Raw genomic sequence first — 23,472 nt, 5'->3', positions numbered from 1 at the left:
TAGCTAATGACTAACAACTAATGGCTAATGACTGATGACTGATGACTCTTAATTACATCGGAACAACTTGAATATCAACTTCGGCAGTAACTTCTGCGTGTAGTTTGATTTCAGCTTTGTATGTACCAGTTTGGCGAATTTCGGGCAGAGTGATGCCGCGCCGATCGACTTCTTGACTGGTAGAGTTGAAAATCAGTTCTGCTACTTCTTGGTTGGTGACAGTACCAAAAATCGCGTCTGCTTCGCCAACTTGCTTGGAGATGATGAAAGGCCCAGCCGATTGGAGGGCGGTTTTGCGGACTTCAGCTTGCTGCTTGAGCTCTAGCTGGCGCAGTCTTTCTTCTTCACGGCGGCGCTCTGCTTGCTTGAGAATGCCCGGAGTGGCTTTAAATCCCAGGTTTTGGGGTACTAGATAGTTGCGGGCGTAGCCTGGGGCTACTTCTACTACGTCGCCAGCTTTGCCGAGTTTGCTGACATCTTTATTTAAAACTAATTGAACGCGCTTGGCCATGATCGTGGGTTGTGGGGTTTTAACTGCAACTTTTTATAATAGCGAAGTTTGAGGGGCGATCGCAAGGGAGTTCGGCAACGGATTATGTAGCGGATGTAACGGATTTAACGGATTTAATGGATGGATGTTGAGATTCGAGGTTCGAGATTCGACGTTCGAGGGAAGAAACAGGGATAATATTTTTAAGGGGCAAATTCAGTTTGAAATTACGCAAAACGCGGGTGCTGTAATGAGCTAAATCAACTACAGTGCAATCTCTTACCGATCGCTCAGGCTTTATTTTCAAGGCGCTCACGGGCGATCGATCGCGCTACAGTAGCAACTAACTGGGTCGAATTGATCGGCTTGGCTAAGTGTTGGTCAAATCCGGCTTGCAAAATTTGCCGCTCGTTCGCTTCTCCAGCATAGGCCGTTAAGGCGATCGCCAACAACTGCCGATACTCAGGCGCAAGCTGAGTGCGGATGCGATTTATCAACATATACCCGTCCATTTCGGGCATTCCGATGTCGCTGACGAGCAAATCCGGTGCAGTTTGTTCGATCGACTCTAGCGCCTCAGCAGCAGATGAGAGGGAAATCACCTCTGCACCCGCTTCCTCAAGCACGAAAGCCACAAAATCTCGCGAGTCGAGTTCATCATCTACCACCAAAATTCTCAATCCAGCTAGCGGCAAGGATGAGAGATCGGGACAAGCTGACCAATTGAGGGCTTCATCCTCCTGCCTTCTAGAATCATCATTTAATAGCGGTAATCTCACCGTAAACTTGGCTCCTTGACCAACTCCTGCGCTTTCTACAAACACCGTTCCGCCGTGAAGTTCGATCAGTTGGCGAACGATCGCCAATCCCAGTCCCAAGCCGCCAAATTTGCGCGTTGTAGCGCCATCTTCTTGTCGGAAATGGTCAAAAACATAAGGCAAGAAATCGGGAAGAATACCTTTACCCGTGTCCGTGACTTGAATTTGAGCTTGGCGTGCGATTTGCCCTAATCGAACTTCCACTCTACCGCCTTCGGGCGTGAATTTCACCGCATTTGATAACAAATTCCACACAATTTGTTGCAAGCGACTTGTATCGCCGAGAACTTGCCCGACATCGGGATTTAAGATTGTTTGGATTTGAATTTTTTTAGCTTCGGCTGCTAATTGCACGGTTTCCACAGCAGACGGAATAATGGTTGCCAGATTCACCGGAGTCACATTCAATCTGAGTTTTCCTTGCAGAATCCGAGACACGTCAAGCAAGTCTTCGATTAATTGAGATTGCAGTCTGGCGTTGCGCTCAATAGTCTCAAAGGCTTTGGCACTTTTACTCGCGTTCAGCTTGCCGCCGACGAGCAGTTGGGACCAGCCTAAAATCGGATTCAGGGGCGATCGCAACTCATGAGAAAGCACCGCCAGAAACTCGTCTTTAATGCGGTTAGCTCGCTCAGCTTCCGCGCGGGCAGTTTGTTCTAATTGCAGAACCATATCGCGCTCAGTTTCCACTTGTTTGCGCTCTGTAATGTCGATAACAGAGCCGATATAACCCTCAAATTGTCCCCTTTCGGAAAATCTGGGAGCAGCCGCATCAATCACCCAAGAATATCTGCCATCCTGGCGCCGGAGGCGATATTCCACGCGGAAAGATTCCTGGCGTTCGTTGGCGGTCAAGAACACATTTTTGGCCTGTTCTCGGTCTTCTGGATGCGCCGCGTTTACCCAACCCAATCCCAAACCTGTTTCCTCAGTTTGACCTGTGAAGTCATACCAGCTTTCGCTCAAGAAAGTGCAATAGCCTGTGGAGTCTGTTACCCATACCATAAATGGAGCGTTGTTAGCCATATTGCGGAATCGTTCTTCGCTTTCTTGCAGCGCTGATAAAGCTTGTTTGCGTTCTGTGATATCCCGACAGACAATCACTCCGCCTTTGATTTCGCTGCTAATATCAACTACCGGATAACCGCTGATACTGATCCAGCGATTTTCGGCATCTTCGCGGCGGACAAATACTTCTACATCATTGACATATTCACCTTTGATGGCTCTGGCTAGAGGTAGCTCAGCGTTGGGGAAGAGGGTTTTTTGGTCTGGCAAAAATAGCCCGTAGGTGCTCGACCATTCCTCCCAGGATTTTTCATTCGATAGCTGACCGAATATCGCCACGGCGGCTCGGTTAAACAGCACAAACTCCCCTTGTTGGTTGGCCAAAATCAAACCATCACCAATGCTGTCAATGATTACTTGCAGTAACTTAGTTTGTTCTTGCATGGCGACTTCTGCTCGTTTGCGATTTGTGATGTCGCTGGAGATGCCAATCAGGCCGATGACTTCTCCCGCCTGATTGCAGTAGGGAGCTTTCATTGCCACGAATGTCCGAATGCCATCGGGAGATTCTTCGACGACTTCTGTTTTGCCGGATTCCATAATGCGCCGATCGTTTTCCGAGACTATGACTCCAAGTTCTGCTATTGGGTATAAATCGCGATCGCGCCGGCCAATTACTTCAGCAGCAGGTTTTCCCAGTACGTCCAGCGTAGCTGGATTGGCATAAATAATCCGTCCTTCTCGATCTTTGACAAAAATTGGCGTGGGTGCTGACTCGTTAATCACGTTCAAAATCGCATTCTTTTGCCGCAGTTCTTCTTCAGTGCGTTTGCGATCGCTAATATCGATCCAATAAGCCGTAAGTCCTGCGGCCGCTGGGTAGGCGCTCACTTCTATATACATCTGGAGCGACGGCGAAAATTCTTCAAACTTGACAGGAACTTGCTCGTTAACGACTCGATGAAATTCTTGATATACCATCGAATTCGATTCTTTATCGGCGGGGAATAGCTCCCAGATCGATCGACCTAGCAACTCGTTTCTCGAACGAGAAAGCAGTTTTTCTGCTGTGGCATTAACGTAGGTATAGCGCCATTGCGAATCGATCGCCATAAAGGCATCGGTAATACTTTCTATAATATTGCTGACTTGTTGGTTGGCAGTTTGCAGCGCGAGTTCAGCGTTTTTGCGCTCGGTGATTATTTCGCAAAAAATCATGATGCCGCCAATCTCATTGGTGTTGGTTCGCCAAGGGTGAATTTCCCAGCGCACCCAGTCGATCAAGCCATCAGGGCGGGGAAACTGATCTTCTTGGCAGATTTCGACTGATCCCGCCAGACAGCGCTGGTGGATTTGTTTGAAACGATCGGGCAAATTGGGAAATATCTCGTAGTGCGATCGACCCACAATGTTTTGATCGCCGAGCCCGTAACTTGCCAGCCAGCGGTCGCTCACCAGCATATACCGCATCTGGCGGTCAAACATCGCCACCCCCGCAGGCGAATGTTTTACGAACAGCCGCAGTTGCTCTTCCTGTTGCCGCAAGAGATTTTCCGACTGTTTGCGATCGCTGATGTCTTTGAAAAGTATGGCAACTTTTCGGCTCTGCGGCTCAGGAGTGCGGAACGCCGAAACCTCAAACCAGCGGTTCATGGCTTCCGAGCCGTGTTCAAAGCGCAAGGGTTCCCCCGTGAGCGCGACTTTGCCGTACATCTCAAACCAATAATTTTCGTGATTTGGAAGGAGCTGTCGCATCGTTTTACCTGTAGCTTGTTCGAGTCCGGTTTGTTTGACAAAGGCAGGATTGACTTCCAAAAAGCGGTAATCGATCGGCTTTTCGTTTTCGTCAAACAGCATTTCGATGACGCAAAAACCTTCGTCTAGGGACTCAAACAAAGTGCGATAGCCTTCCTCGGAACGACCCAAAGCAGCAAGAGCTTGTTTGCGATCGCTAATATCCATAAAGGCCGCCACACAGCCACGAACTGCGCCCTGTTCGTCAAATAACGGCACCGCATTCACCAACCAATCAAAGGCTACCCCGTCCTCGCGCACCATTTGAATTTCCACATCTCGCACTTGAACGCCGGAAGCCACGGCCAGTTGCATGGGCAGTTGTTCTCCCGGAATTTCTTCTCCGTTGCGGAGTCGTCTAAAGGGAAGGGCTGCAGCTTGCTCTCCGGTTCCAGAAACATTGGTATCGGGTGGCACTTTCAACATCGCCTGGGCAAATCGGTTAGCGCGAATTACTTTACACTGGGGGTCGTGGGCGATCGTAATACCGACGGGTACAGCATCAAGTATCGATTCGAGTTCATTGACTCGTCGCTCTAGTTCTTGGTTGAGCCGTTGAATTTCTTTTTTGGTAGCTTTGCGTTCGGTAATTTCTAGCACCGTCACATTCACGCCCAAGACGCGATCGTCCTCGGCCTTCAGCGGATAGAGACTCAACAGCCAATCGCGATCGACTCCCGGCTGTGCTGAGTTCGTCCCGCGAACTTCGAGCTGTTTGAGAGGAACTTTAGTTTCAATAACTTGTCGGTAAAGCGGCTCTAACTCATCTGCTTGTTCTGGCAAGATTTCGCGCAATGTTTTGCCGATGTGGGCGGCGGCTGGAACTCCGTTAATTTCTGCTAGCCGATCGTTGATGCGGACAAACCGCAACTCGGTATCTATAAAGCAAAGTCCGATCGGCGCACTAGCATAAATCGCCTCTATTTCTGCTACTTGCTGCTGCACAGTTTGTGCTTGTTTAATTGAATCAGCCCGATCCGCTTTCTGCTCGGTGACATCTTGAAAATAAACGGCAAGTCCCGATGGGATGGGATAGGCTCGTACCGCATACCAAGCATTGAGTGGCGGATAAAAAGATTCAAAACTAACCGTAATTTGTTCCCGAACAGGCAAGATGCCTGTTCCACAAGAAGAAAATTCATCTTTTGTGGAACGGGCATCTTGCCCGTTCTTGAGAATGGTGCAAGATGCGATCTCAAACAAACTGCCCGCTGATTCGGGAAACTCTTCCCAAATGTTGTTGCCAATCAAATCTTGCGAGGGTCGATTTAGCCACCGCGCTGCTTGCGAATTGAGGTAGGTAAATCGCCAATCTCGATCCAAAGTAAAAAACCCGTCCGAAATACTTTCGAGGGTGTCTGACAGTTGGGGCGCGGGCGCGTTACAGACTGGTTCAGGCTTTTGTTGAGCGATAGGAGTGAAGGTGGTTACTACCGCATAGGGAGTCGATCGATCTCCCTGAAATAAAGGTTGAGAATTGAGCCTCAACCAAATCAATTCTCCCTGTGGCCGATCAAAGCCCATGATGACATTTGAGCATGGTTGCCCGGTTTGCAGCGCCACCATCGCCGGATGTGTCTCGCCGGGAAAATCCGAGCCATCTTCACGCAGAGTGTGCCAGCGACTGTTGATTGAAGTCCAGCCCTGCATCTGTTCTGCTGTCATCCCCAATAGCTCCTGGGCGTGAGAATTGCAGCCCTGAATGCTACCATCTGCCAATTGCAGAACCATCCCTACATCAGTTGGCAAAGGCGCGGCTGGGTAGAACGCTTTGTTAGAATCCGTTGAAACAGAGGGGTCGATTTTTGCTTGGGGTTCAGTATTGGGGGGGTTTTGCATCGGTTTCTAACAACGCTCATTTTACTTTGGGCAAAGCACATGGCGGTCAATAATAGGGAAATAACCAGAGGAACTTTTGATTTGAGCAGGGTGACACTTCAAACCTAAGATGGATGTCGATCGTTCTGCGGTAATATCGATATCTAGACAATTTATTTTATCGTAGAGTCCCACGTCTGAACCAGTTGCGGGATTCAGCACAGGCGACGGGGAATTTTCTGGCTGTTTCAAATGCCAGGTTAGTCCCTCTCATTATTTATCGCGTTGCTGCATATTACCAATGGCTGTTGCTTGTTTTCGGGCGCGCACAGATGGCACTTGCACACAGGTAAATAAGTAGATGAAGCTTGAAAATACATAACCCCTCTCTCGCAGCGAGTGAAACGAAGCAATCGCTCTTGTTACGCCCGCCTTACATTCTGTTACATTGTAAACTTTATTTGCGCCTACCTACTTAGAAACCCCGTTTCTTTGTGTAAATCTAACCGGAAATTTAGGCAAGATTTTGTTCGTCTCAACGGTAAACGGGCGATCGCATTTACCTCAATACAGGGTCGCCTGCTTCCTCCAGTCCCAACGTTTGTGTCACGTTTGCCGTTCATCTCACAAACTTAATCCTATGCACATATTCACAGCCGCCGATCGCACCTATATTCTGGGGTTAGCAGCACTTCTCAAGTCTGTAGATCTGAATGTTAGCCAATCTGGGGAGGAGGAGGTCAAAATTACCGTTGTATCTACCAGGATATATTCACCGCAAAAGGAACAGTTACAGAATTGCTGCAAATACCCGATTGAATGGCAAGAATTGCAATCTAATTACGACCAACTTCTTTCGGTATCAGGTTCTAAACTTCCTTACGTTAAATTGGAGCCGCGAAAATATACCAAAGAAACAGAAAGGCTGATTTGGCTCGACAGCGATACGATCGTTCTGGACAGCTTAAAGTCGCTGTGGAACCTAGATTTTCAAACTATGCCGATAGCAGCCGCCGCCAACTTCTGGGGAAATCCCAACAATTATCAAGCTCGAAACCCTTATTTCAATAGTGGTGTTTTAGTTTACAACATGAAGCTTTGGGAGGAAGAGCAACTGTCGGAAAAGTTGCTCCAAAATGCTAGAACCCACGTTTGGGGCGATCGCGATCAAGGTGCATTAAATTCAGTTTTAGTGGGAAGGTGGAAGCAATTAGACCAAATATGGAACAACCACAAGACTGATGATATGTCAAGTAAAGTGATGCACTTTATGTCAAGACCGAAACCGTGGGAAAGCTCCGCCCCCAATCAATTATGGCTCGATATGTTGTCTCAGACACCGTTTAAGGATGAACTGGAAAAAATCCCAAATAAGTTTAAGGGGCTGTCGAGCTTTCACCTAAAATACAAAAGACTTGACCGATGGTTGAGCGAACCGATACTCAAGTTTAAGAGTTACCTGAAACAACAAAAACGTTAAGTTCAAAATTGGTCTTTCATGCCGCGCAATCGAGCGAAGGTTTGCACTGGATCGCGGGTGTTGGTGGCTGATTGGATGTTGGGAAAATCCCAGCGCAAAAATGGGTTTGTGCTTTTTTCGAGCCCGATCGATGATGGTATTGTAGGTTGCGATCGACTGCGCGCTTCCTTGACTTCGGCGAAGCGCTGCTGTAAATCGGGATTGTCGCCATCCACACTCAAGGCAAATTGCAGGTTGTTCAGCGTGTATTCGTGGGCGCACCAGACTCTCGTACTATCAGGCAAGTTTCGCAGTTGCCGCAGAGAGGCTAACATTTGGGCGGGAGTGCCTTCTTTGAGCCTGCCGCAGCCTCCAGCAAATAAGGTGTCGCCGCAGAACAATTCGCCGGTTTCGCTGGGGTTGTTGGGGGGGAAATAGTAGGCGATGTGAGCTTTTGTGTGGCCGGGTAGGAAGAAGACTTCGGCGGTTCTGTTGGCGAAAGAAACTCGATCGCCCGCTTGTAAAAACACTTGCTGTCCGGGTATTCTGCCTCGGTCTTCTGCGCCAGCGTAAACTTTAATTTGGGGAAAGCGATCGATCAGTTGCTGGTTGCCGCCTACGTGGTCGCTGTGGTGGTGCGTATTGAAAATTGCTGTTAATTCGGCTCCGAGCGAGATCAGTTGCTGCAAGACCGGCTCTGCTTGCGCTGGATCGACGACTGCTGCTGTGTGGCGATCGGGGTCGTGCAGCAAGAAAATGTAATTGTCGGACAGTACCGGAAGCCGATAAACCTGCATAGAAAAGTGCCTCTCTCGGAAAAATATTATATAATTAAGTTAGTCTGAACGCTATCCGAAGGCTGATTGCAGATTTATTAAGTCCGCATATCTATCTTGGGAAGTAAAACTCTGATACGTTTCTGATACGTTTCTGATACGTTTCTGATACGTTTCTGATACGTTTCTGATACGTTTCTGATACGTTATTTCTGCTGTTGAGCAAATTGATTTGCGGTCGGGTACGCACCATTTTTGGGTCATGAACTGCAATCGGCTTTAACTATTTTGGCATAAAAGCGATCGAATAAATGCGAACCTCTCACAACAAATCGAACTTAACAATTTCTCAAAAAGTCGATCGGATTGTAGCGTCTGGCAAGATCAGTCGCAGGGAACACTTAGTTTTGACTTCGGCTATCCTGTCAGATGATAAAATTTCAGAAGAGGATCGACATCAGATTAATCGGATATTTGATTATATCCAAATTGGTCGCCTCAAGTTTATCGAGTGAACAGAAAGACTTGCACAGTCAGCATCTATCTGGAGTGTAAAAAGCGTTCTTTAGGAGTGCGATCGTCCCGTCGGGCACAGCAAAGCCTATATATTTCGCTTTAATTCTCCGGCTCACGCGGAGTGTGAAAGCGTCTGATGTGGAAGTCTCAAAGTAACAAGGCTCTTGGCAATCCCAGCTACAAAAACAGGCAGAAGAAAATGAGTTCAGAAAAACAAACTATTTTGGTGACGGGCGGAGCTGGATATATTGGCTCTCACGCGGTATTAGCGCTGAAAAACGCCGGTTACGGTGTGGTGATTTTGGATAATTTAGTTTACGGTCACAGAGATATAGTAGATCGGGCTTTGCAGGTCGAGTTGGTAGTTGGCGATACGAACGATCGCACTCTTCTAGACAACTTGTTTGCTACGCACAAGATTGATGCGGTAATGCACTTTTCTGCTTACGCTTACGTGGGCGAATCTGTTACCGACCCAGCTAAATATTATCGCAACAATGTCATCGGCACTATTACGCTTTTGGAAGCAATGATCGCTGCTGACGTGAAGAAATTGGTGTTTTCTTCTACTTGCGCGACTTACGGTGTACCGCAGAAAATTCCGCTCACAGAAGACCACCCGCAAAATCCGATCAATCCCTACGGTGCTACTAAGTTAATGGTAGAAAGGATTTTGTCGGATTTTGACGCTGCGTATGATTTCAAGTCTGTTTGTTTCCGCTATTTTAACGCGGCTGGGGCTGACCCTAACGGGTTGTTAGGAGAGGATCACAATCCAGAAACTCACTTGATCCCACTGGTGTTGTTCGCGGCTTTGGGTAAACGAGATTCGATCGCGATTTTTGGCACGGATTACGAGACTCCTGACGGTACTTGCATTCGGGATTACATTCACGTTAACGATTTGGCATCTGGTCACATTTTAGGATTAGTATATTTGCTAAATGGTGGCAAATCTGATTTCTTTAATTTGGGCAATGGCGGCGCGTTTTCGGTGAAAGAGGTGATAGAAACGGCTCGTCAAGTGACGGGAAAAGAGATTAAGGCGGTTTCGTGCGGCGTCCGGGAGACCCACCTGCTTTGGTTGGCAGCAGCGAGAAAGCCATCAAAACCTTGGGCTGGTCTCCTGAATATCCCGACATTAAGAACATTATCTCCCATGCTTGGCAGTGGCACCAAAAACGCCACAACTCTTAGTCTGTAAGGTGCAGCGCACCTTACCATTACAGCAAAGTTTGATTGAATTCTTGTGGGGAGTAGGGTTGGGCGTCCCGCCCGCCCCAAAAATACAATATGCTAATAATATCTGCTAAATCGGGACAACTGGGCAACCGACTGCTGCTTTTTGCTAATTTCATCGCTTGGGCGATCGAGCATAATTTGACTGTTCTCAATCCTGCTTTTGACGAATATGCAGAATTCTTTGTGGGAACCGCAGGGGATTTTTTGTGTTGTTATCCTCCTCCATATTTTACCGCAGCAGGTAACAAGTTTGTCAGAAGGAAATATTATAATTTTATTAAGTATTTAAGCAAACAAAAAATATTAAAAACGCAAGAAATAACCCGAAAACAACCTTTTAGTTGGCTCAAATATCAGGAGATCGAACAAATCAAGCAGGGTTCAATTGTTTTTTTTCAAGGCTGGCTATTTCGAGATGGCTGGTTTGTAGAAGATATCCCCTATTTACACAAGTACGCCGACCCGATTAGAGCATACTTTGCACCATTAGAGCGATATAGAATCAATGTAGATCGTTTGATATTGACTTTAAAAAATAACTCTGATATCCTAGTCGGAATTCACATCCGCCAAGGGGATTATGTTCAGCATCAAAAGGGTAGATACTTTTACACAAGTGAGCAATATTTAGAAGTCATGAATTATGTGATGAGGCTATTTGAAGGCAAAAAAATAAACTTTTTGATTTGTTCTAATGTTTCGCAAAATCCGAGTTTTTTTGACGATTTTAACTGTGGATTTGGCAGCGGTCATTTAATTGAAGATATGTATGCTTTGGCTGAGTGCGACTATGTTGTCGGGCCGCCTAGCAGTTATACTATGTGGGCTTCTTTTTATGGAGATAAACCTCTTTATATGATCCGCGATGTCAATAAAACAATTAACCTGAAAGATTTTGTACATTTTTATGAATGGCAAGGAATTTTTCACGGTCGAGATGACTGGAGTGAGAGCTTTTGGGAGTGGACACACTGAGGGAAATATAGCATTTCTCAGTAACATGAGGTACCCGACGTGCATGGGGCATAGGCCTCCGTGGGCATACCTCACCACGCTTGAGAACCGCTATAGCAATCCTAAATGATTCGTGTAATTCTTGTAGGGGCAAAACCCACGCCCGGTTGCCCCGCCTTGACTGGGGTAGGCACGGGGAGTAGGGGTAGCACTACCCCTACATATTTTTACAAATGATTTAGGATTGCTATATAAGTAAATCAATAAGTAAATTAATGAATTCAAATAAATTAGCAGTCAAGGGATTTATCACTATTTTAACTGGTCTTTACTCTTTCCAGGATTGCGTTCATTTTCTGGCGTCTGTCAGGAAGTTTCACCGGGAACCCATTATTATTTTAATAGATAGAGTTCCTCTAATTTTATATCCTTTACTTCACGTGTTCGGAAATGTCATATTGAAACCTGCGCCCTCTAATGAAAATCCTGTTTTAGCGTCGCGGCTAGCTAAGCTGGCTTTGTACGGGGAATCTCTGTTTGAGAAAACTATTTATATGGATTGTGATATTTGTTTGCTGTCGCCAATAGATGAGGTGTTTGATTTTCTTGATGGGGTGGATTTGTTGGTGACGGAAGATGTGCAGCCTGCGATTGCTAAAGCGGCAAATTTATTAAGAGTCAAGCAGGATATTCTGTCAACTTTGCAGTCGGTCGGGTTGCCGCTAAATGAAAATAGCATTCAATACAATGGCGGATTTATCGCTTTTACGAAAAGCAGTAAAACTCAGGAATTGTTTACAAACTTTAAGAAATATTTCGAGATGGTAGTGGCGCATCAAAATGTGCTACTGTTAAAAGACCAGGGCGCTTTTGCGGCTGCTGTGGAATCGGTGAAACCGAAAATGACAACTTTGTCCCCGGTTTACAACTACTTAGATAAGTGGAAAGATGTTTATACGATCGACAAACCGATTAAAGTAATGCACTGCACTTATCCTTACCGCCCTCAATACGCGAAGAACGTGACGCGATCGCTCTTTACTAGAATAGTCGATCGCACGGCTCAAATATTTTTACCAAATCAACTTAACAATCCCTGGCGTTTAAAATAATTAAAGTTTGTTGGCCAACTGCATCAAAAGCAACAAAATTCAGCCCACCATAAAAAAAATTAGCCTCAACATATCCGAAAATTTACCTATAAGAATTATTGCTGGCTTGAATAACAGTCCTGGGTGCATCACTGGTTGATTTTTACCAAAAGACGCGTTGCTGTCCTTTCCCCTGGTTAAAAACCCGGTTGCTTTGGTCGGGAGTGCGTGAGTCCCTATCGCCTTGACAAAAGCTCGGTTAAGCAGGAAAATTAAACAAATGTTTTAAACAAAATACTCAGTGAAAGTTTCATTAGTAGTGAGCGATTTGTCAGGAGGAGGTGCAATTCGTGCTTTTTTATTAGCTCAAGTCTTGATAGAGCTTAAATGTGATGTAGAAGTAGTGGGATTTCAGTTTGGCAAGGACTTGTATGCTATTCCTCCCAGAGACATCCCCGTATGTGCGATACCAGCTCAAAATTATCCGGGGTTTTTGATGGATGCTCAAAAACTTTGGAAAAAAATAGATGGGGATATTATTTATGCAGTCAAACCTAAACCGACAAGCTTTGGGTTATCGCTGCTAAAAAAACTGGCGAGTCGCCACTTTATAATTTTAGATATAGACGACTGGGAACTGAGCTGGTACGGGGGAGATGAATGGCAATACCGTCCCTCTTTCAAACAACTTTATCGAGATATTTTTAAACACAATGGTCAATTGAGAGAACCCGATAATCCCCTCTATCTCAAGTGGATGGAAAGTCTCATTCACCGTGCGGATGCAGTCACCGTTGATACTGAGTTTTTAAAACAGCGTTTTGGTGGTGTATATTTGCCTAATGGTAAGGATACTGCAATGTTCGACCCTGCTAAATACAATCCTGAATTGAGCAGACAGCGTTACGGCTTGTCCGGGTATAGAATCTTAATGTTCCCCGGTGCGCCGCGACCTCACAAAGGTGTTGAGGATGTTTTGATGGCCCTCGAACAGTTAAATGAACCCGATTTAAAATTAGCGATCGTCGGCGGGAGTCCTTATGATGATTATGATGATAAACTTGTGAAACAATGGGGGCGTTGGATTATTAAACTGCCAAGGTTTCCAGTGGAGATGATGCCGTCGGTTGTAGCGGCGGCTCATGTTGTCGTTGTTCCTCAGCGAGAAACTCTCACAGCCGTGGCTCAGTTTCCGCTCAAGCTGACAGATGGCATGGCAATGGCTAAGCCTGTTTTGTCTACGCGAGTGGGGGATATTCCAGAAATTTTAGGAGGAACGGGTTATTTAGTCGATCCTAGTTCTCCCGCTCAAATTTCACAAAAAATTCAATGGATATTTCAAAATTTTACAGTGGCTAATTTACAAGGAATGAAAGCTCGGGAAAAATGTGTAAAAGAATATAGTATTGAAGCAATGAAACCGATACTTTCAGATATAATCGCAGGTATGTAAATGTTATTTAAAAAAAAACTCACGGGAGGAAGAAAAGCTGGCTGTTATTAAAGAATATTTTGAGATGCCGTACTGTTTAGCTGGGAATGCTTCATGTCTGCCAATAAGCTACTCCTAAAATTTGCCAGACGATATCCCGGCAGGATTCTCTTAACTGTGATGCTGGGCTTTTCTGGCGCTTTATTCAACGGTATCAGCACTACTCTGATTGTACCAGTGCTTTTAAGTTTTTTAGAGCACGCTATCGAGCTGCGTGGTGCTCCACCTCTAATTAAAACTTTGATGTATCCCTTTGAGGGAATGCCCGAAAATCAGCGTTTAATGTTGATGACCGGGGCGGTTGTGCTGGCAATTTTCTTAAAAAATGTTGCGAGTTATATCAATACTTTAGTAGCTACTTCTCTGACGCGCTCTCTGACTTTTGATTTGCGAGAAGCAGGTTTGCGGTTGTTGTTAGAAGTAGATTTAGATTTTTACTCGAAAACTAAAGTCGGGGATTTAATTAATAGATTGGGCGGAGAGATTGGTCGGACTGCTAGTGCAGTTGGTACGGCCATCGGAATGTTTACTACGTCAATCACCGTTTTGGTGTTTGTGGGTCTGCTACTTTCTATCTCGTGGAAACTGACGGTGACAGCTACACTTTTGCTGGCCTTAGTTGCTTGGGCAAATCAATATATTATTAACCGTTCCAAGTATTTTGGCTACCTGCTTTCTGAAATGTCGAAAGATTATTCGGTTAGGGTGTTGGAAACGATTACTGGGATTCGGCTGGTCAAGTCAACGGGGAACGAGGAAAGGGAGTATCAGCGGATCAAGCATTTAATTCAAAGGCGAGAACAAGCGGATTTTCAGGCTCAGGTAAATTATGCGGCGATCGCCCCAATTAACGAAGTTGTTAATTTAATAGTTGTAATTTTGATTGTATTTATAGGTCGCACAATATTTGCTAATGAGATAGAGTCTATTTCGACAATTTTATTAACCTACTTATTGGTACTTTTTAGGTTAATTCCTTTAATTTCTCAGTTGAATAGCGGGCGCAGTCAATTTGCTAATACGTCGGCTAGTGTAGAGGTGGTTAATGATTTTTTGAGCTGCGAGGACAAGCCATTTATGCTGAACGGTTCTGTGCCTTACACTCATTTGCGATCGGGAATTCATTTTAATAAAATATCTTTTAGTTATCCTAACCACAAAAATTTAGTTTTGCAAGGAATTGATTTATTTCTACCTCACGGTACTACTTTGGCTTTGGTAGGAACTTCGGGTTCGGGCAAGTCAACTTTGGCAGATTTACTGCCGAGATTTTACGATCCTACTGAAGGTCATATCTCGCTAGATGGCAGGGATTTGCGCGAATTTGAGCTGAAAAGTCTCAGGCAAGCGATGGGTATTGTTAGCCAAGATACGTTTTTATTTAATGCTTCAGTGCGGGAAAATATTGCTTATGCTAAACCCCAAGCGACTGAGGAAGAAATTGTGGAAGCGGCGAAGGGGGCGAATGCTTACGAGTTTATCCAACTATTGCCGGAGGGGTTGGATACTCAAATTGGCGATCGGGGCGTGATCTTATCGGGAGGGCAGCGTCAGAGAATTTCAATTGCTAGAGCCCTGCTGCAAAATCCGGAAATCTTAATTTTAGATGAGGCAACGAGTTCGCTGGATACGGTTTCGGAAAGGTACGTGCAAGCGGCGATCGAGAAATTGAGCTGCGATCGCACAACGTTGGTAATTGCCCACCGCCTCTCCACAGTCCAAAAAGCCCACAAAATCGCCGTGATCGATCGCGGACAAGTAGTAGAAATGGGTTCCCACGAAGAATTGCTAGCCAAAGGAGGGTACTACACTCGCTTGTATTCAGTGCAATTTGCCGAAGAAACCGCTCGCGATGAAGCTCTAATTAGAGGTTCTTACGAAATTCGCACTCGCCTGACTCCCATGATAGCTTACCTCAAATTGCTCGTAGATGAAATGGTAGACTCTCCCGAAGAAAGAGACGAGTTAATCAGAGAATCATTTCACTCGGCTGCTAATATTTTCACTACTTTAGAATTTATAGAAAATACTATTAAGCGTCAGGCTGTTAAAAAGTAGTCAGTTGGCAGTTGGCAGTTGGCAGTTGGCAGTTGTCAGTTGGCAGTTGTCAACAGTCAACAGTCAACAGTCTGCACAGTCAACAATTACTAATTACCAATTACTAACTACCAATTACCATGTCCAAATATTATGTATTTTTTACCCGAAATATCTTGCCGCAACCCAATGTAGCGAGCTTAGTTCAAGTTGCACACTCTGCAAATGCCGCAGCAAATCTCGGTTTACCAGCAGTTTTGGTATATCTCCGCAAAGGCTGGAGTGCTTTGAATCCGGTTGATTTGCTTTTTCCTTTTCAACCCAGGAAACCCGATGACAAACTTGCCAAAATTTACAATATTCAAGATAAATTAAAAGTAGCAGATTTACCGATGCCGTGGCCGATCGACCTTTTGGACAGCAAGTGGACGAGTTCCAGTACAATAGTATCCAAATACTATTTACCGATTCACCTGCTTAAATCCACTAAAATTGTCCACACCCGCGACTGGAACTTTGTCAAAGCAGCAGTTAAAAACGGAATTCCCGCTATCTACGAACAGCATCACCATGAAAACAAGCAATTTGAATCAGAAATCGTTCGCAATCCTCTATTTCAAATTGCTGTAACTGTTGCCGATACTGTCCGAGACAGCATGATTAAGAATGGGATGCCACCGGAAAAAGTAATTATGCTGCACAACGGTTTTAACCATTTGTTTCTCGCCCGACAAACAGAATCTGCCCAGAATTGGCGACAGCAATTATTAGAAGATGACAGACAGCATTTAGCAGTTTATGCAGGCGGACTTTACCCGTTTAAAGGTGTTGATATGTTGGTGGATGTGGCTAAGGAATTGCCACTGGTTCAATTTGCGATCGCGGGCGGTGATTCATCCCAAGTAACAGCATACCAGCAGTTAGCCAAATCCAAGCAAGTTAACAACATTAAATTTCTCGGCTACCTGCCTCAAAATCAACTGGCTAGCTTGCTGCAAGCAGCCGATGTTTTGACTCACCCGCACTGTTTGACAGAGGCCGCGACGTTCACATCTCCTTTAAAATTCTTTGATTACATGGCATCGGGAACTCCGATTGTAGCGACGGAGATTGCATCTTTAATGGAATTTAAATCTGGAAATATAGCAGCAACTTGGTGCGAACCGGATAACCCGTATGAATTTGCAAAAAGCATTCGAGATTGTTTAACCAAATATCCGAGGAAAAGCGAAGGTTATGCAGAAACATTGAATTTTGTCAAGCAATTTTCCTGGGAAAATAGGATACAGAAAATTATGGGTTATGTAGATGAGCAAGTGCGATATCCGATAATTCAAAATTCAGTAGGGGCGGGTTTTACCAACAATCATCGCCTCAAATAAACAATCTCATAAACCCGCCCTGCCAAACGCAAAAACCACATTTATTATCAGTAGGGGCGGCTTTTACCAACCATAATCGCCTCAAGTAAACAATCTCATAAACCCGCCCCGCCCACACGCAAAAACCCGATTTATTATTAGATATGAACCCAAAAATTATCGGTACAATCACCACATACCCAGGCATGAACCAAAGCGACTGGCTGTGGCAACAAACTCCCCACAACTTCGGCAAATGGGGCAACATTCAAATGCTCGCCAACCACCCCGAACCAGACTTTTTACTCATGTATCAATTCGACTTTCCCCAACCTTCCAAAAAGCAATCCTGGCTCGACAAAATTCGCCGTCCCAGCCCCCAAAATCCCGAAAATGACGTTCGAGAAAAATTGCGCGGCGTCCCCCAGGAACGGATAATTTACCTAATCCGCGAGCCACCATTACCAGAAGTTATTGAAATTACCAAAGCCAACTACGAACAAGCCAAACTTTATTGCGGTTACGTTTCCGGGCCAGACGATTTCGCACCAAAACCCGATTATATGCCCGCGATTTGGTATCACTCTAACTCGTTTCGAGAACTAGATGAAATGCCTGCGCCGCCGAAAACTAAATCCTGTTCTTGGATTACTTCAGGTGTTAGCCGCAGCGCCAATCACCGCCAGAGATTAGATTTTATCAAATTGCTGCGATCGCAAGAATTGGATTTTGACCTTTACGGGCGAAACTTGCCAACTTGGGCGCGCGGGAATGGCACTATAAACAATAAATGGCACGCTGTCGCACCATACTATTACAACTTAGCTATTGAAAATTATGCCGAAAACGATTGGTATGTCAGCGAGAAGCTTTGGGATGCTTTGTTAGCTTGGTGTTTGCCAATTTATTACGGCGGTTCGGCGGCGGATAAGTTGTTGCCGGCGGGGAGTTTTCTGCGGCTGCCGAGTTTGGATGAGAAAGGAGTAGAATTTATTAAAGAGGTTGTGGCTACGCCGGATTATTGGCATGAAGCGAGGGAGAAAATTGCCGAAGCTAGACAAATCATTCTCCACGAATTGAACCTGCTTAATTGGCTGTCTAAGTTTGTATCTTAGGAAATAGCGCAATGACAGAAAATCAAAATCAACCCAGAGAATACGATGCCGTCAAGGGCGGTGAATCTCAAGTGCCATTCGCTGCGGCTGTTTTAGGCGGGATTCCCGGTGTTAAGAGTCGTTTGGCTTCACCGATTGTCGAGGTGAAAATTGCTGCACTGTCTGAAGCGCTCAAATATGGAGATGCAGGTTTAGATTTAATAATTGGGACACTGCAAGATGAATCAATGAAGGTGAAGTTGGCTGCATACTTCCTCCTGCAAAAGATAGAAGATTTAAAGGAAAAGTTGCATTTACTAAACAATTTGCCTATCTTTGAGTTTGATGTCATCACAGTTGATCCTAAAGGAACAGAAAACAGTCGTAATACGTCCTCTGCTCGCTTCTTCCCAGAAGACTTAGGTAACGGAGTTATGCTGGAAATGGTTTATATTTCAGGTGGCACATTTATAATGGGTTCGCCAGTAACAGAGAAACTTATAGATGATTTTGCAAGGCCGCAGCATGAAGTCACAGTACCGGCTTTTTATGCAGGCAAATATCCCATCACCCAAGCACAGTGGCAAGCAGTGATGGGAAACCAACCCTCCTATTTCAAAAGTGAAAAACTTCCTGTAGAACAAGTATCCTGGAATGATGCCGTCGAATTCTGTAGCAAACTATCGCAAAAAACCGGGAAAAAGTATCGCCTCCTGAGTGAAGCAGAATGGGAATACGCCTGTCGAGCCGGCACAACAACCCCATTTCATTTTGGGGAAACTATTACATTCAATCTAGCGAATTACAAGCAAAATGAGTTCTGTCGTGTTCCAAAATCGCCAGTTAACCGTCGAAAAACAACTAATGTCGGGAGTTTTCCTCCGAATGCTTTTGGACTTTACGATATGCACGGGAACGTTTGTGAATGGTGCAGTGATAGGCGGCACAGTAGCTACATCGACGCGCCTTCTGACGGGAGTTCTTGGGAAACTGGTACAGATGATAACCGAGTTCTGCGTGGTGGTTCCTGGGAAGATGAGGCTCCCTATTGCCGTAGCATGAGTCGTTATTGGTATTTGGCAGGTGAGGGTCACAGATACTGGGGTTTTCGTGTAGCTTGTTCTTTGGATATTCCTATTTCCTAGCCTCCCCCCGATCGCCCTCCTCTACCATTTTACTAAATGATTCGGCGGTTGAAACCGCTTCTACACAAACAAAGTCCGCCTTCGCGGACTAATAGATATGAATGGAATTTGCACGCTTGCCAACGATACAGTTTACGACCAACTAATTGCCTTGCTCAACAGTATTGAAGTTATCTTAGGCTCAAATACTCCTGTCTGTATTTATCCTTTCGACGACCAAATAGAGCAAATCAAAGCTGAAATTGTTAACCGTCCCAACGTCTTTATTTATGAAGATAGCGCATCTATTCAGCGATGGGACAAATTCATGCTAGCAGCCGCACCCGATCGTTTGAATCGCCAAAAATTCCGGCTTTACGGCGCACACCGGCGCTTTTGCGCTTTCGACGGCCCGTTTGAAAAGTTTATCTATATGGATGCCGATACTTTGGTGATGAATTCCCTTGATGCGGTTTTTCAGAAGTTAGAGAAATCGGATTTTGTGGTTTATGATTTTCAATTTCTATCCCCAACTAAAGTATACAATATTCACTCACCAAAACTCCTCGAAGTTTTTGAGCCAAATCGGATCGACTCGGAAATATTTTGTTCGGGATTTTATGCCAGCAAGCAAGGATTGTTTGAGCAAAACACTAGGGAATGGCTGTTAGCTCAACTGCAATCGGGCGAGGCGGAAATGCTGTATGAAGGTGCGGGAGAACAGCCGTTGCTCAATTATATGGTGATGAAAACGGGGATGAATAGCTATAATTTTGCTTACAGCCTCCCGGATGGCGAAAAAACTGGGTGTAGCGTCACTTCTAAACATTTTGAAGAGCAAGATAGAATTTTGTACGACAAGGGAAACCGACTTACTTACATTCATTATATTGGTGTGCCGCCGGATTTAATTCGGAGAGTTTGTGCGGGCGAAAATATTGACTTTCCCTATCGCGATTTGTTTCTGCATTACCGCTATCTCCGGGAACCGTCAAAGCGTCCGATTTTTGCCGAAGCGCCAAAGTCTTATACTGAGGTTTCTGGGGCGAATTTGTTAACCAGGGTATTGAGAAGGTTGAGGATAAATGTATGAATCGCGGTATTTATATTGTTGCGAATGATAAGGTGATCGAAAGTGCGATCGCCCTTTTAAACAGCATACGTCTGTACAATTGTCAAGTACCAATTTTTCTGATTCCCTTCGACGACAATTATCAGCAAGTCGCAGCCGCACTCAGCAGTCTCCACGGGGTGCGATTGTTCCCAAATCTGGAGTTTGTGGAACAGTTTACCAGAGAAATTGGCCAAATGTTCGATCGCAACTTTTTAGCCCTCCCCAACAAAATGCGAAAACTCGCCGCCTGGTTTGGCCCCCTCGATGAATTTCTGTACATCGATACCGATATCATCGTCTTTGAAGACATCGCAGCCAACTTAAACAAACTATCAGAAGTAGACTTTTTTTGCTGCGACTACCACCACCTCAGCGAAAAACTGCGAAATGTATTTTCACCCGCTGTAAAAGAACAGAATATCTTTACCGACTCACAGCTTCAAGATGTATTCAACAGCGGTTTTTGGGCTTCCAGAAAAGGAAATATTACAGAATCGCAAATGTATGAAATTTTGCGAGAATGTTCGCAGCATCGAGAATATTTTGACTTTACTCAAAATGTCACAGACCAACCTATACTAAATTATATTACTCTTAAGCTGATTCCCAAGCGCTGCAACCTTGTTAAAGCTTCACCAAGCGAACCTGGAAGCTGGGCTGGTTCCAAACATTTTCAAGAAATAGATTATGTTCTTTATGACAAAGGCAAAAGGTTAAAATATATTCACTGGGCGGGAATACCAATTAAATCGGGTAGTCCTTATTGGAATCTTTGGAAACATTATCGTTATCTCAATGAGGAACAACCAAATTTAGTGCAAAAAATATTTCGGGTTTTCAGTAGGTGAGGATAAAATCATATGTTGTATCATTATCAACCAGCTTTGGAGAACAGGCAAGATGCCTGTTCCACAATTCATAAATTTGGGGGTGCTTTTGACACCCGACAAGCTTTGAAGAACAGGCAAGATGCCTGTTCCACAATTCATAAATTCGGGGGTTTTTCTGACAGCCAACAAGCTTTGGAGAACAGGCAAGATGCCTGTTCCACAATTCATAAATTTGGGCGTGTTTTTGACATCAAACAAGCTTTGAATAACAGGCAAGATGCCTGTTCCACAATTCATAAATTTTGTTCTGTTTCTGACAGCCAACAAGCTTTGGAGAACAGGCAAGATGCCTGTTCCACAATCAATAAATTTTATTTGTTGTGGTGTGGGCATCTTGCCCGCACCTAAAAAGCAATATATATGCGCTGGGTTACTTATTAACTAAAAAACTATGGCTGACGGCATTTATATTCTGGCAAACGATGTTGTTTTCGACCACTTAGTCGCTTTATTAAACAGCCTCGAAGTCAATGGGGCAAAAAATATTCCTATTTGCATCATTCCCTACGATGACAGAATGAAAAAAGTGCGAGTAGAAATTGCAACTCGTCCTCATGTCACCCTGTTTGAAAATACCGATTCCCTCCATTTCTGGGAAGACTTTGCGACTCAAGTTTGGAAAACTCATGCAAAAGCTCAAAAAGTTTGGCAATCTCAAGGTTTGAAACCTGTTCAATGTTTGGAGATGCACCGAAAATTATGTTGTTTCGACGGCCCTTTTGATAAATTCATCTATTTTGACGCAGACACTCTGTTAATGGGTTCTCTCGATTACATTTATCAAAAGCTTGATGATTTTGATTGGGTAGCCAACGATTTTCAATACAAATCAGACCTCAATTATATATTTGATTTGTCCTCCGCAAAATTACCTCAAGTTTTAAACTTGGAGGAACTGCCATCTCATACTTTTTGTGCGGGTTGGTTTGCGTCAAAACTAGGGGTTTTTAATCGTAATAATGCTTCTCAATTTTTAGAAAAATTAACATCAGGAGAAGCGGAAATTATGTCTTTGCGGGGCGCTGACCAATCTTTACTTAACTATTTAGTAGCCCGCAGCAAAATATCTTTTTACAACTTTGCATATACTCAACCCGAACAGGTAACGGGGAATCATTGGTCTTCTCAATTTGATGTGATAGATTATGTTCTATATGACAAAGGGCGACGGTTGACTTATTTGCATTACATGAGTATTTCGGCTACCAAAATTAATCTATTGTGTGCTGGTGAAGATGTGGAGATTCCCTACCGAGATGTATTTCTGCACTACCGTTATTTGAAGTCGCCGGAAAAATGCCCCAAACTCAAATCCCCAAGTTTGCTAGTGCGCGGATACAGAAATGCCAAAACCTTTGTCAGGCAAAAAAATATCAACTTTAGGTATAGATTGGCAAATACAGAAATGAATATTTTGCGAAAAGCTGGCCGAAAAATTCGCAGTTTACAACTCGAAAATAAAGTTTACCAACAGTATTACAAAATTATGATGGACTTGCGGACAAGCCTTCTAGGCGTTCGCTTAACTTCAATTCGGCGTCCGTCTGTGGCTAACAGAAGTAAAATATCTCTAGCTATTACCCATTTTAACCGTTCTAGTTTGGTTGTAGGGGCATTGTGCAATGCTTTGTATGACGATCGGATTGATGATATTATTATTTACGATGATGCTTCCTCCCCCGAAGAGTTTTCTAGGATGCAAGCAAATATAGCAAACTTGTCACCTAAGATTTCTATCTGCAGAGGTGAGCAAAATTTTGGTGCGTATAAAAGCAAAATTATGGCGATTTCCCACTGCAAAAATGAGTGGGCAATTATTCTTGACTCTGACAATGCCTTGAGCGAAACTTATGTCGATAGACTATACCACATAACTGCATGGAATCCCAACCTAATTTACTGTCCGACATCCGCAAATCCCTACTTTAATTTTAAATTATTTTCGGACACAGAAATCAATCTTGAAAAAGCACGAGAATTAATTCTAAATAATCCCAATCCTAAATTATTTCGCAATTTTATTAATGATGGAAACTACTTCGTCAATGTACAGAAATACCTGGATTGTGCCGAGGATAATCAAGATATTTGCGTGCAAGCTTCCGATGTCGCCGCTTTCAATTATTTGTGGTTAAAAAGTGGCGCCAGCTTGTATGCTGTGAGTAATTTAAGTTATTATCATCGGCTACATTCAGGCAGTTATTGGCTAAGTACAATGACTGATTCTAAAAAAGTTTTGAATAAAATTATCGAAGCCATTACTACTCACAACAAGTGCGATTTTTTCTAAAATATAATGCTATAATCGCAGCATTTCGATTGCAGATAAACCTCAAAAGTTGGCGAATTCAAAAAATCAACAATGTTCAATTTAAGTTGCGGAATTTCTGGGAT

17 protein-coding genes and 1 pseudogene are annotated in these 23,472 nt (G+C 44.3%); 14 read left to right on the top strand and 4 right to left on the bottom strand.

Annotated features, from left to right (window positions below; all coding sequences use genetic code 11):
* Nucleotides 1-52: 52 nt before the first annotated feature.
* The 3 genes from rplI to QUB12_RS10990 form a co-directional block, all read right to left on the bottom strand.
* Nucleotides 53-511: a 50S ribosomal protein L9 gene (rplI, locus tag QUB12_RS11000; protein ID WP_333144779.1), complete on the bottom strand. Its 459-nt coding sequence runs from the start codon at nucleotides 509-511 to the stop codon at nucleotides 53-55.
* A gap of 269 nt (nucleotides 512-780) precedes the next feature.
* Nucleotides 781-5,949, bottom strand: a complete 5,169-nt coding sequence (locus QUB12_RS10995) for a PAS domain-containing protein (RefSeq protein WP_333306733.1) — start codon at nucleotides 5,947-5,949, stop codon at nucleotides 781-783.
* Between the two features lie 21 nt (nucleotides 5,950-5,970).
* Complete coding sequence (locus tag QUB12_RS10990) at nucleotides 5,971-6,180, bottom strand: hypothetical protein (RefSeq protein ID WP_333306731.1); 210 nt, start codon at nucleotides 6,178-6,180, stop codon at nucleotides 5,971-5,973.
* A 388-nt stretch (nucleotides 6,181-6,568) separates the two neighbouring features.
* On the opposite strand from QUB12_RS10990, the gene QUB12_RS10985 reads away from it, so the two are divergent.
* Nucleotides 6,569-7,408, top strand: coding sequence for a glycosyltransferase (locus tag QUB12_RS10985; protein WP_333144781.1), 840 nt, complete (start codon nucleotides 6,569-6,571; stop codon nucleotides 7,406-7,408).
* 2 nt (nucleotides 7,409-7,410) lie between these two features.
* Here QUB12_RS10985 and gloB read toward each other — a convergent pair whose 3' ends face one another.
* Nucleotides 7,411-8,184 (bottom strand): hydroxyacylglutathione hydrolase, encoded by a 774-nt coding sequence (gene gloB, locus QUB12_RS10980; RefSeq protein WP_333306729.1) that lies wholly within the window; start codon nucleotides 8,182-8,184, stop codon nucleotides 7,411-7,413.
* A 290-nt stretch (nucleotides 8,185-8,474) separates the two neighbouring features.
* Here gloB and QUB12_RS10975 point away from each other — a divergent pair, with 290 nt between their 5' ends.
* The 13 genes and pseudogenes from QUB12_RS10975 to QUB12_RS10915 all read left to right on the top strand — a co-directional run bounded on the left by QUB12_RS10975 (nucleotide 8,475) and on the right by QUB12_RS10915 (nucleotide 23,368).
* Nucleotides 8,475-8,678, top strand: a complete 204-nt coding sequence (locus QUB12_RS10975) for a hypothetical protein (protein WP_333144783.1) — start codon at nucleotides 8,475-8,477, stop codon at nucleotides 8,676-8,678.
* Nucleotides 8,679-8,878: 200 nt separating this feature from the next.
* Nucleotides 8,879-9,876: pseudogene (gene galE, locus QUB12_RS10970) on the top strand (UDP-glucose 4-epimerase GalE).
* Nucleotides 9,877-9,972: 96 nt separating this feature from the next.
* Nucleotides 9,973-10,896: an alpha-1,2-fucosyltransferase gene (locus QUB12_RS10965; protein ID WP_333306727.1), complete on the top strand. Its 924-nt coding sequence runs from the start codon at nucleotides 9,973-9,975 to the stop codon at nucleotides 10,894-10,896.
* Between the two features lie 254 nt (nucleotides 10,897-11,150).
* The gene (locus tag QUB12_RS10960; protein ID WP_333144825.1) at nucleotides 11,151-11,987 is read left to right on the top strand and encodes a hypothetical protein; all 837 of its coding nucleotides are present in this window, start codon (nucleotides 11,151-11,153) and stop codon (nucleotides 11,985-11,987) included.
* 280 nt (nucleotides 11,988-12,267) lie between these two features.
* Nucleotides 12,268-13,419: a glycosyltransferase family 4 protein gene (locus tag QUB12_RS10955; RefSeq protein WP_333144826.1), complete on the top strand. Its 1,152-nt coding sequence runs from the start codon at nucleotides 12,268-12,270 to the stop codon at nucleotides 13,417-13,419.
* A gap of 93 nt (nucleotides 13,420-13,512) precedes the next feature.
* Nucleotides 13,513-15,516, top strand: a complete 2,004-nt coding sequence (locus tag QUB12_RS10950) for an ABC transporter ATP-binding protein (protein ID WP_333144827.1) — start codon at nucleotides 13,513-13,515, stop codon at nucleotides 15,514-15,516.
* A 119-nt stretch (nucleotides 15,517-15,635) separates the two neighbouring features.
* Nucleotides 15,636-16,877: a glycosyltransferase family 4 protein gene (locus QUB12_RS10945; RefSeq protein ID WP_333306724.1), complete on the top strand. Its 1,242-nt coding sequence runs from the start codon at nucleotides 15,636-15,638 to the stop codon at nucleotides 16,875-16,877.
* A 143-nt stretch (nucleotides 16,878-17,020) separates the two neighbouring features.
* Nucleotides 17,021-17,971 (top strand): glycosyltransferase family 10 domain-containing protein, encoded by a 951-nt coding sequence (locus QUB12_RS10940; protein ID WP_333306722.1) that lies wholly within the window; start codon nucleotides 17,021-17,023, stop codon nucleotides 17,969-17,971.
* Nucleotides 17,972-17,982: 11 nt separating this feature from the next.
* Nucleotides 17,983-19,095 (top strand): formylglycine-generating enzyme family protein, encoded by a 1,113-nt coding sequence (locus QUB12_RS10935; RefSeq protein ID WP_333306720.1) that lies wholly within the window; start codon nucleotides 17,983-17,985, stop codon nucleotides 19,093-19,095.
* Nucleotides 19,096-19,192: 97 nt separating this feature from the next.
* Nucleotides 19,193-20,167 carry an Npun_R2821/Npun_R2822 family protein gene (locus QUB12_RS10930; protein ID WP_333306718.1) on the top strand — a complete coding sequence of 325 codons (975 nt, stop codon included), beginning with the start codon at nucleotides 19,193-19,195 and terminating at the stop codon, nucleotides 20,165-20,167.
* Nucleotides 20,164-21,036 (top strand): Npun_R2821/Npun_R2822 family protein, encoded by an 873-nt coding sequence (locus tag QUB12_RS10925; RefSeq protein WP_333306715.1) that lies wholly within the window; start codon nucleotides 20,164-20,166, stop codon nucleotides 21,034-21,036. The genes QUB12_RS10930 and QUB12_RS10925 overlap by 4 nt, the downstream gene beginning before the upstream one ends.
* A 12-nt stretch (nucleotides 21,037-21,048) precedes the next feature.
* Complete coding sequence (locus QUB12_RS10920; RefSeq protein ID WP_333306713.1) at nucleotides 21,049-21,426, top strand: hypothetical protein; 378 nt, start codon at nucleotides 21,049-21,051, stop codon at nucleotides 21,424-21,426.
* 43 nt (nucleotides 21,427-21,469) lie between these two features.
* Nucleotides 21,470-23,368: an Npun_R2821/Npun_R2822 family protein gene (locus QUB12_RS10915; protein ID WP_333306711.1), complete on the top strand. Its 1,899-nt coding sequence runs from the start codon at nucleotides 21,470-21,472 to the stop codon at nucleotides 23,366-23,368.
* Nucleotides 23,369-23,472 lie beyond the last annotated feature (104 nt).

Source organism: Microcoleus sp. B7-D4, from assembly GCF_036705125.1.
In the GTDB taxonomy this organism is placed as follows: domain Bacteria; phylum Cyanobacteriota; class Cyanobacteriia; order Cyanobacteriales; family Microcoleaceae; genus Microcoleus.
The sequence above is the reverse complement of the archived record's forward strand: the minus strand, read 5'-3'. Positions and strand labels throughout refer to the sequence as shown.

What these genes read in the sequence shown, in the direction of transcription:
- QUB12_RS10915 (WP_333306711.1), top strand. Translation starts at nt 21,470, where the DNA reads ATGGCTGACGGCATTTATATTCTGGCAAACGATGTTGTTTTCGACCAC.
- QUB12_RS10975 (WP_333144783.1), top strand. Translation starts at nt 8,475, where the DNA reads ATGCGAACCTCTCACAACAAATCGAACTTAACAATTTCTCAAAAAGTC.
- QUB12_RS10995 (WP_333306733.1), bottom strand. Translation starts at nt 5,949, where the DNA reads ATGCAAAACCCCCCCAATACTGAACCCCAAGCAAAAATCGACCCCTCT.
- QUB12_RS10985 (WP_333144781.1), top strand. Translation starts at nt 6,569, where the DNA reads ATGCACATATTCACAGCCGCCGATCGCACCTATATTCTGGGGTTAGCA.
- QUB12_RS10960 (WP_333144825.1), top strand. Translation starts at nt 11,151, where the DNA reads ATGAATTCAAATAAATTAGCAGTCAAGGGATTTATCACTATTTTAACT.
- QUB12_RS10935 (WP_333306720.1), top strand. Translation starts at nt 17,983, where the DNA reads ATGACAGAAAATCAAAATCAACCCAGAGAATACGATGCCGTCAAGGGC.
- QUB12_RS10930 (WP_333306718.1), top strand. Translation starts at nt 19,193, where the DNA reads ATGAATGGAATTTGCACGCTTGCCAACGATACAGTTTACGACCAACTA.
- rplI (WP_333144779.1), bottom strand. Translation starts at nt 511, where the DNA reads ATGGCCAAGCGCGTTCAATTAGTTTTAAATAAAGATGTCAGCAAACTC.
- QUB12_RS10965 (WP_333306727.1), top strand. Translation starts at nt 9,973, where the DNA reads ATGCTAATAATATCTGCTAAATCGGGACAACTGGGCAACCGACTGCTG.
- QUB12_RS10920 (WP_333306713.1), top strand. Translation starts at nt 21,049, where the DNA reads ATGTTGTATCATTATCAACCAGCTTTGGAGAACAGGCAAGATGCCTGT.
- QUB12_RS10950 (WP_333144827.1), top strand. Translation starts at nt 13,513, where the DNA reads ATGTCTGCCAATAAGCTACTCCTAAAATTTGCCAGACGATATCCCGGC.
- gloB (WP_333306729.1), bottom strand. Translation starts at nt 8,184, where the DNA reads ATGCAGGTTTATCGGCTTCCGGTACTGTCCGACAATTACATTTTCTTG.
- QUB12_RS10940 (WP_333306722.1), top strand. Translation starts at nt 17,021, where the DNA reads ATGAACCCAAAAATTATCGGTACAATCACCACATACCCAGGCATGAAC.
- QUB12_RS10925 (WP_333306715.1), top strand. Translation starts at nt 20,164, where the DNA reads ATGAATCGCGGTATTTATATTGTTGCGAATGATAAGGTGATCGAAAGT.
- QUB12_RS10945 (WP_333306724.1), top strand. Translation starts at nt 15,636, where the DNA reads ATGTCCAAATATTATGTATTTTTTACCCGAAATATCTTGCCGCAACCC.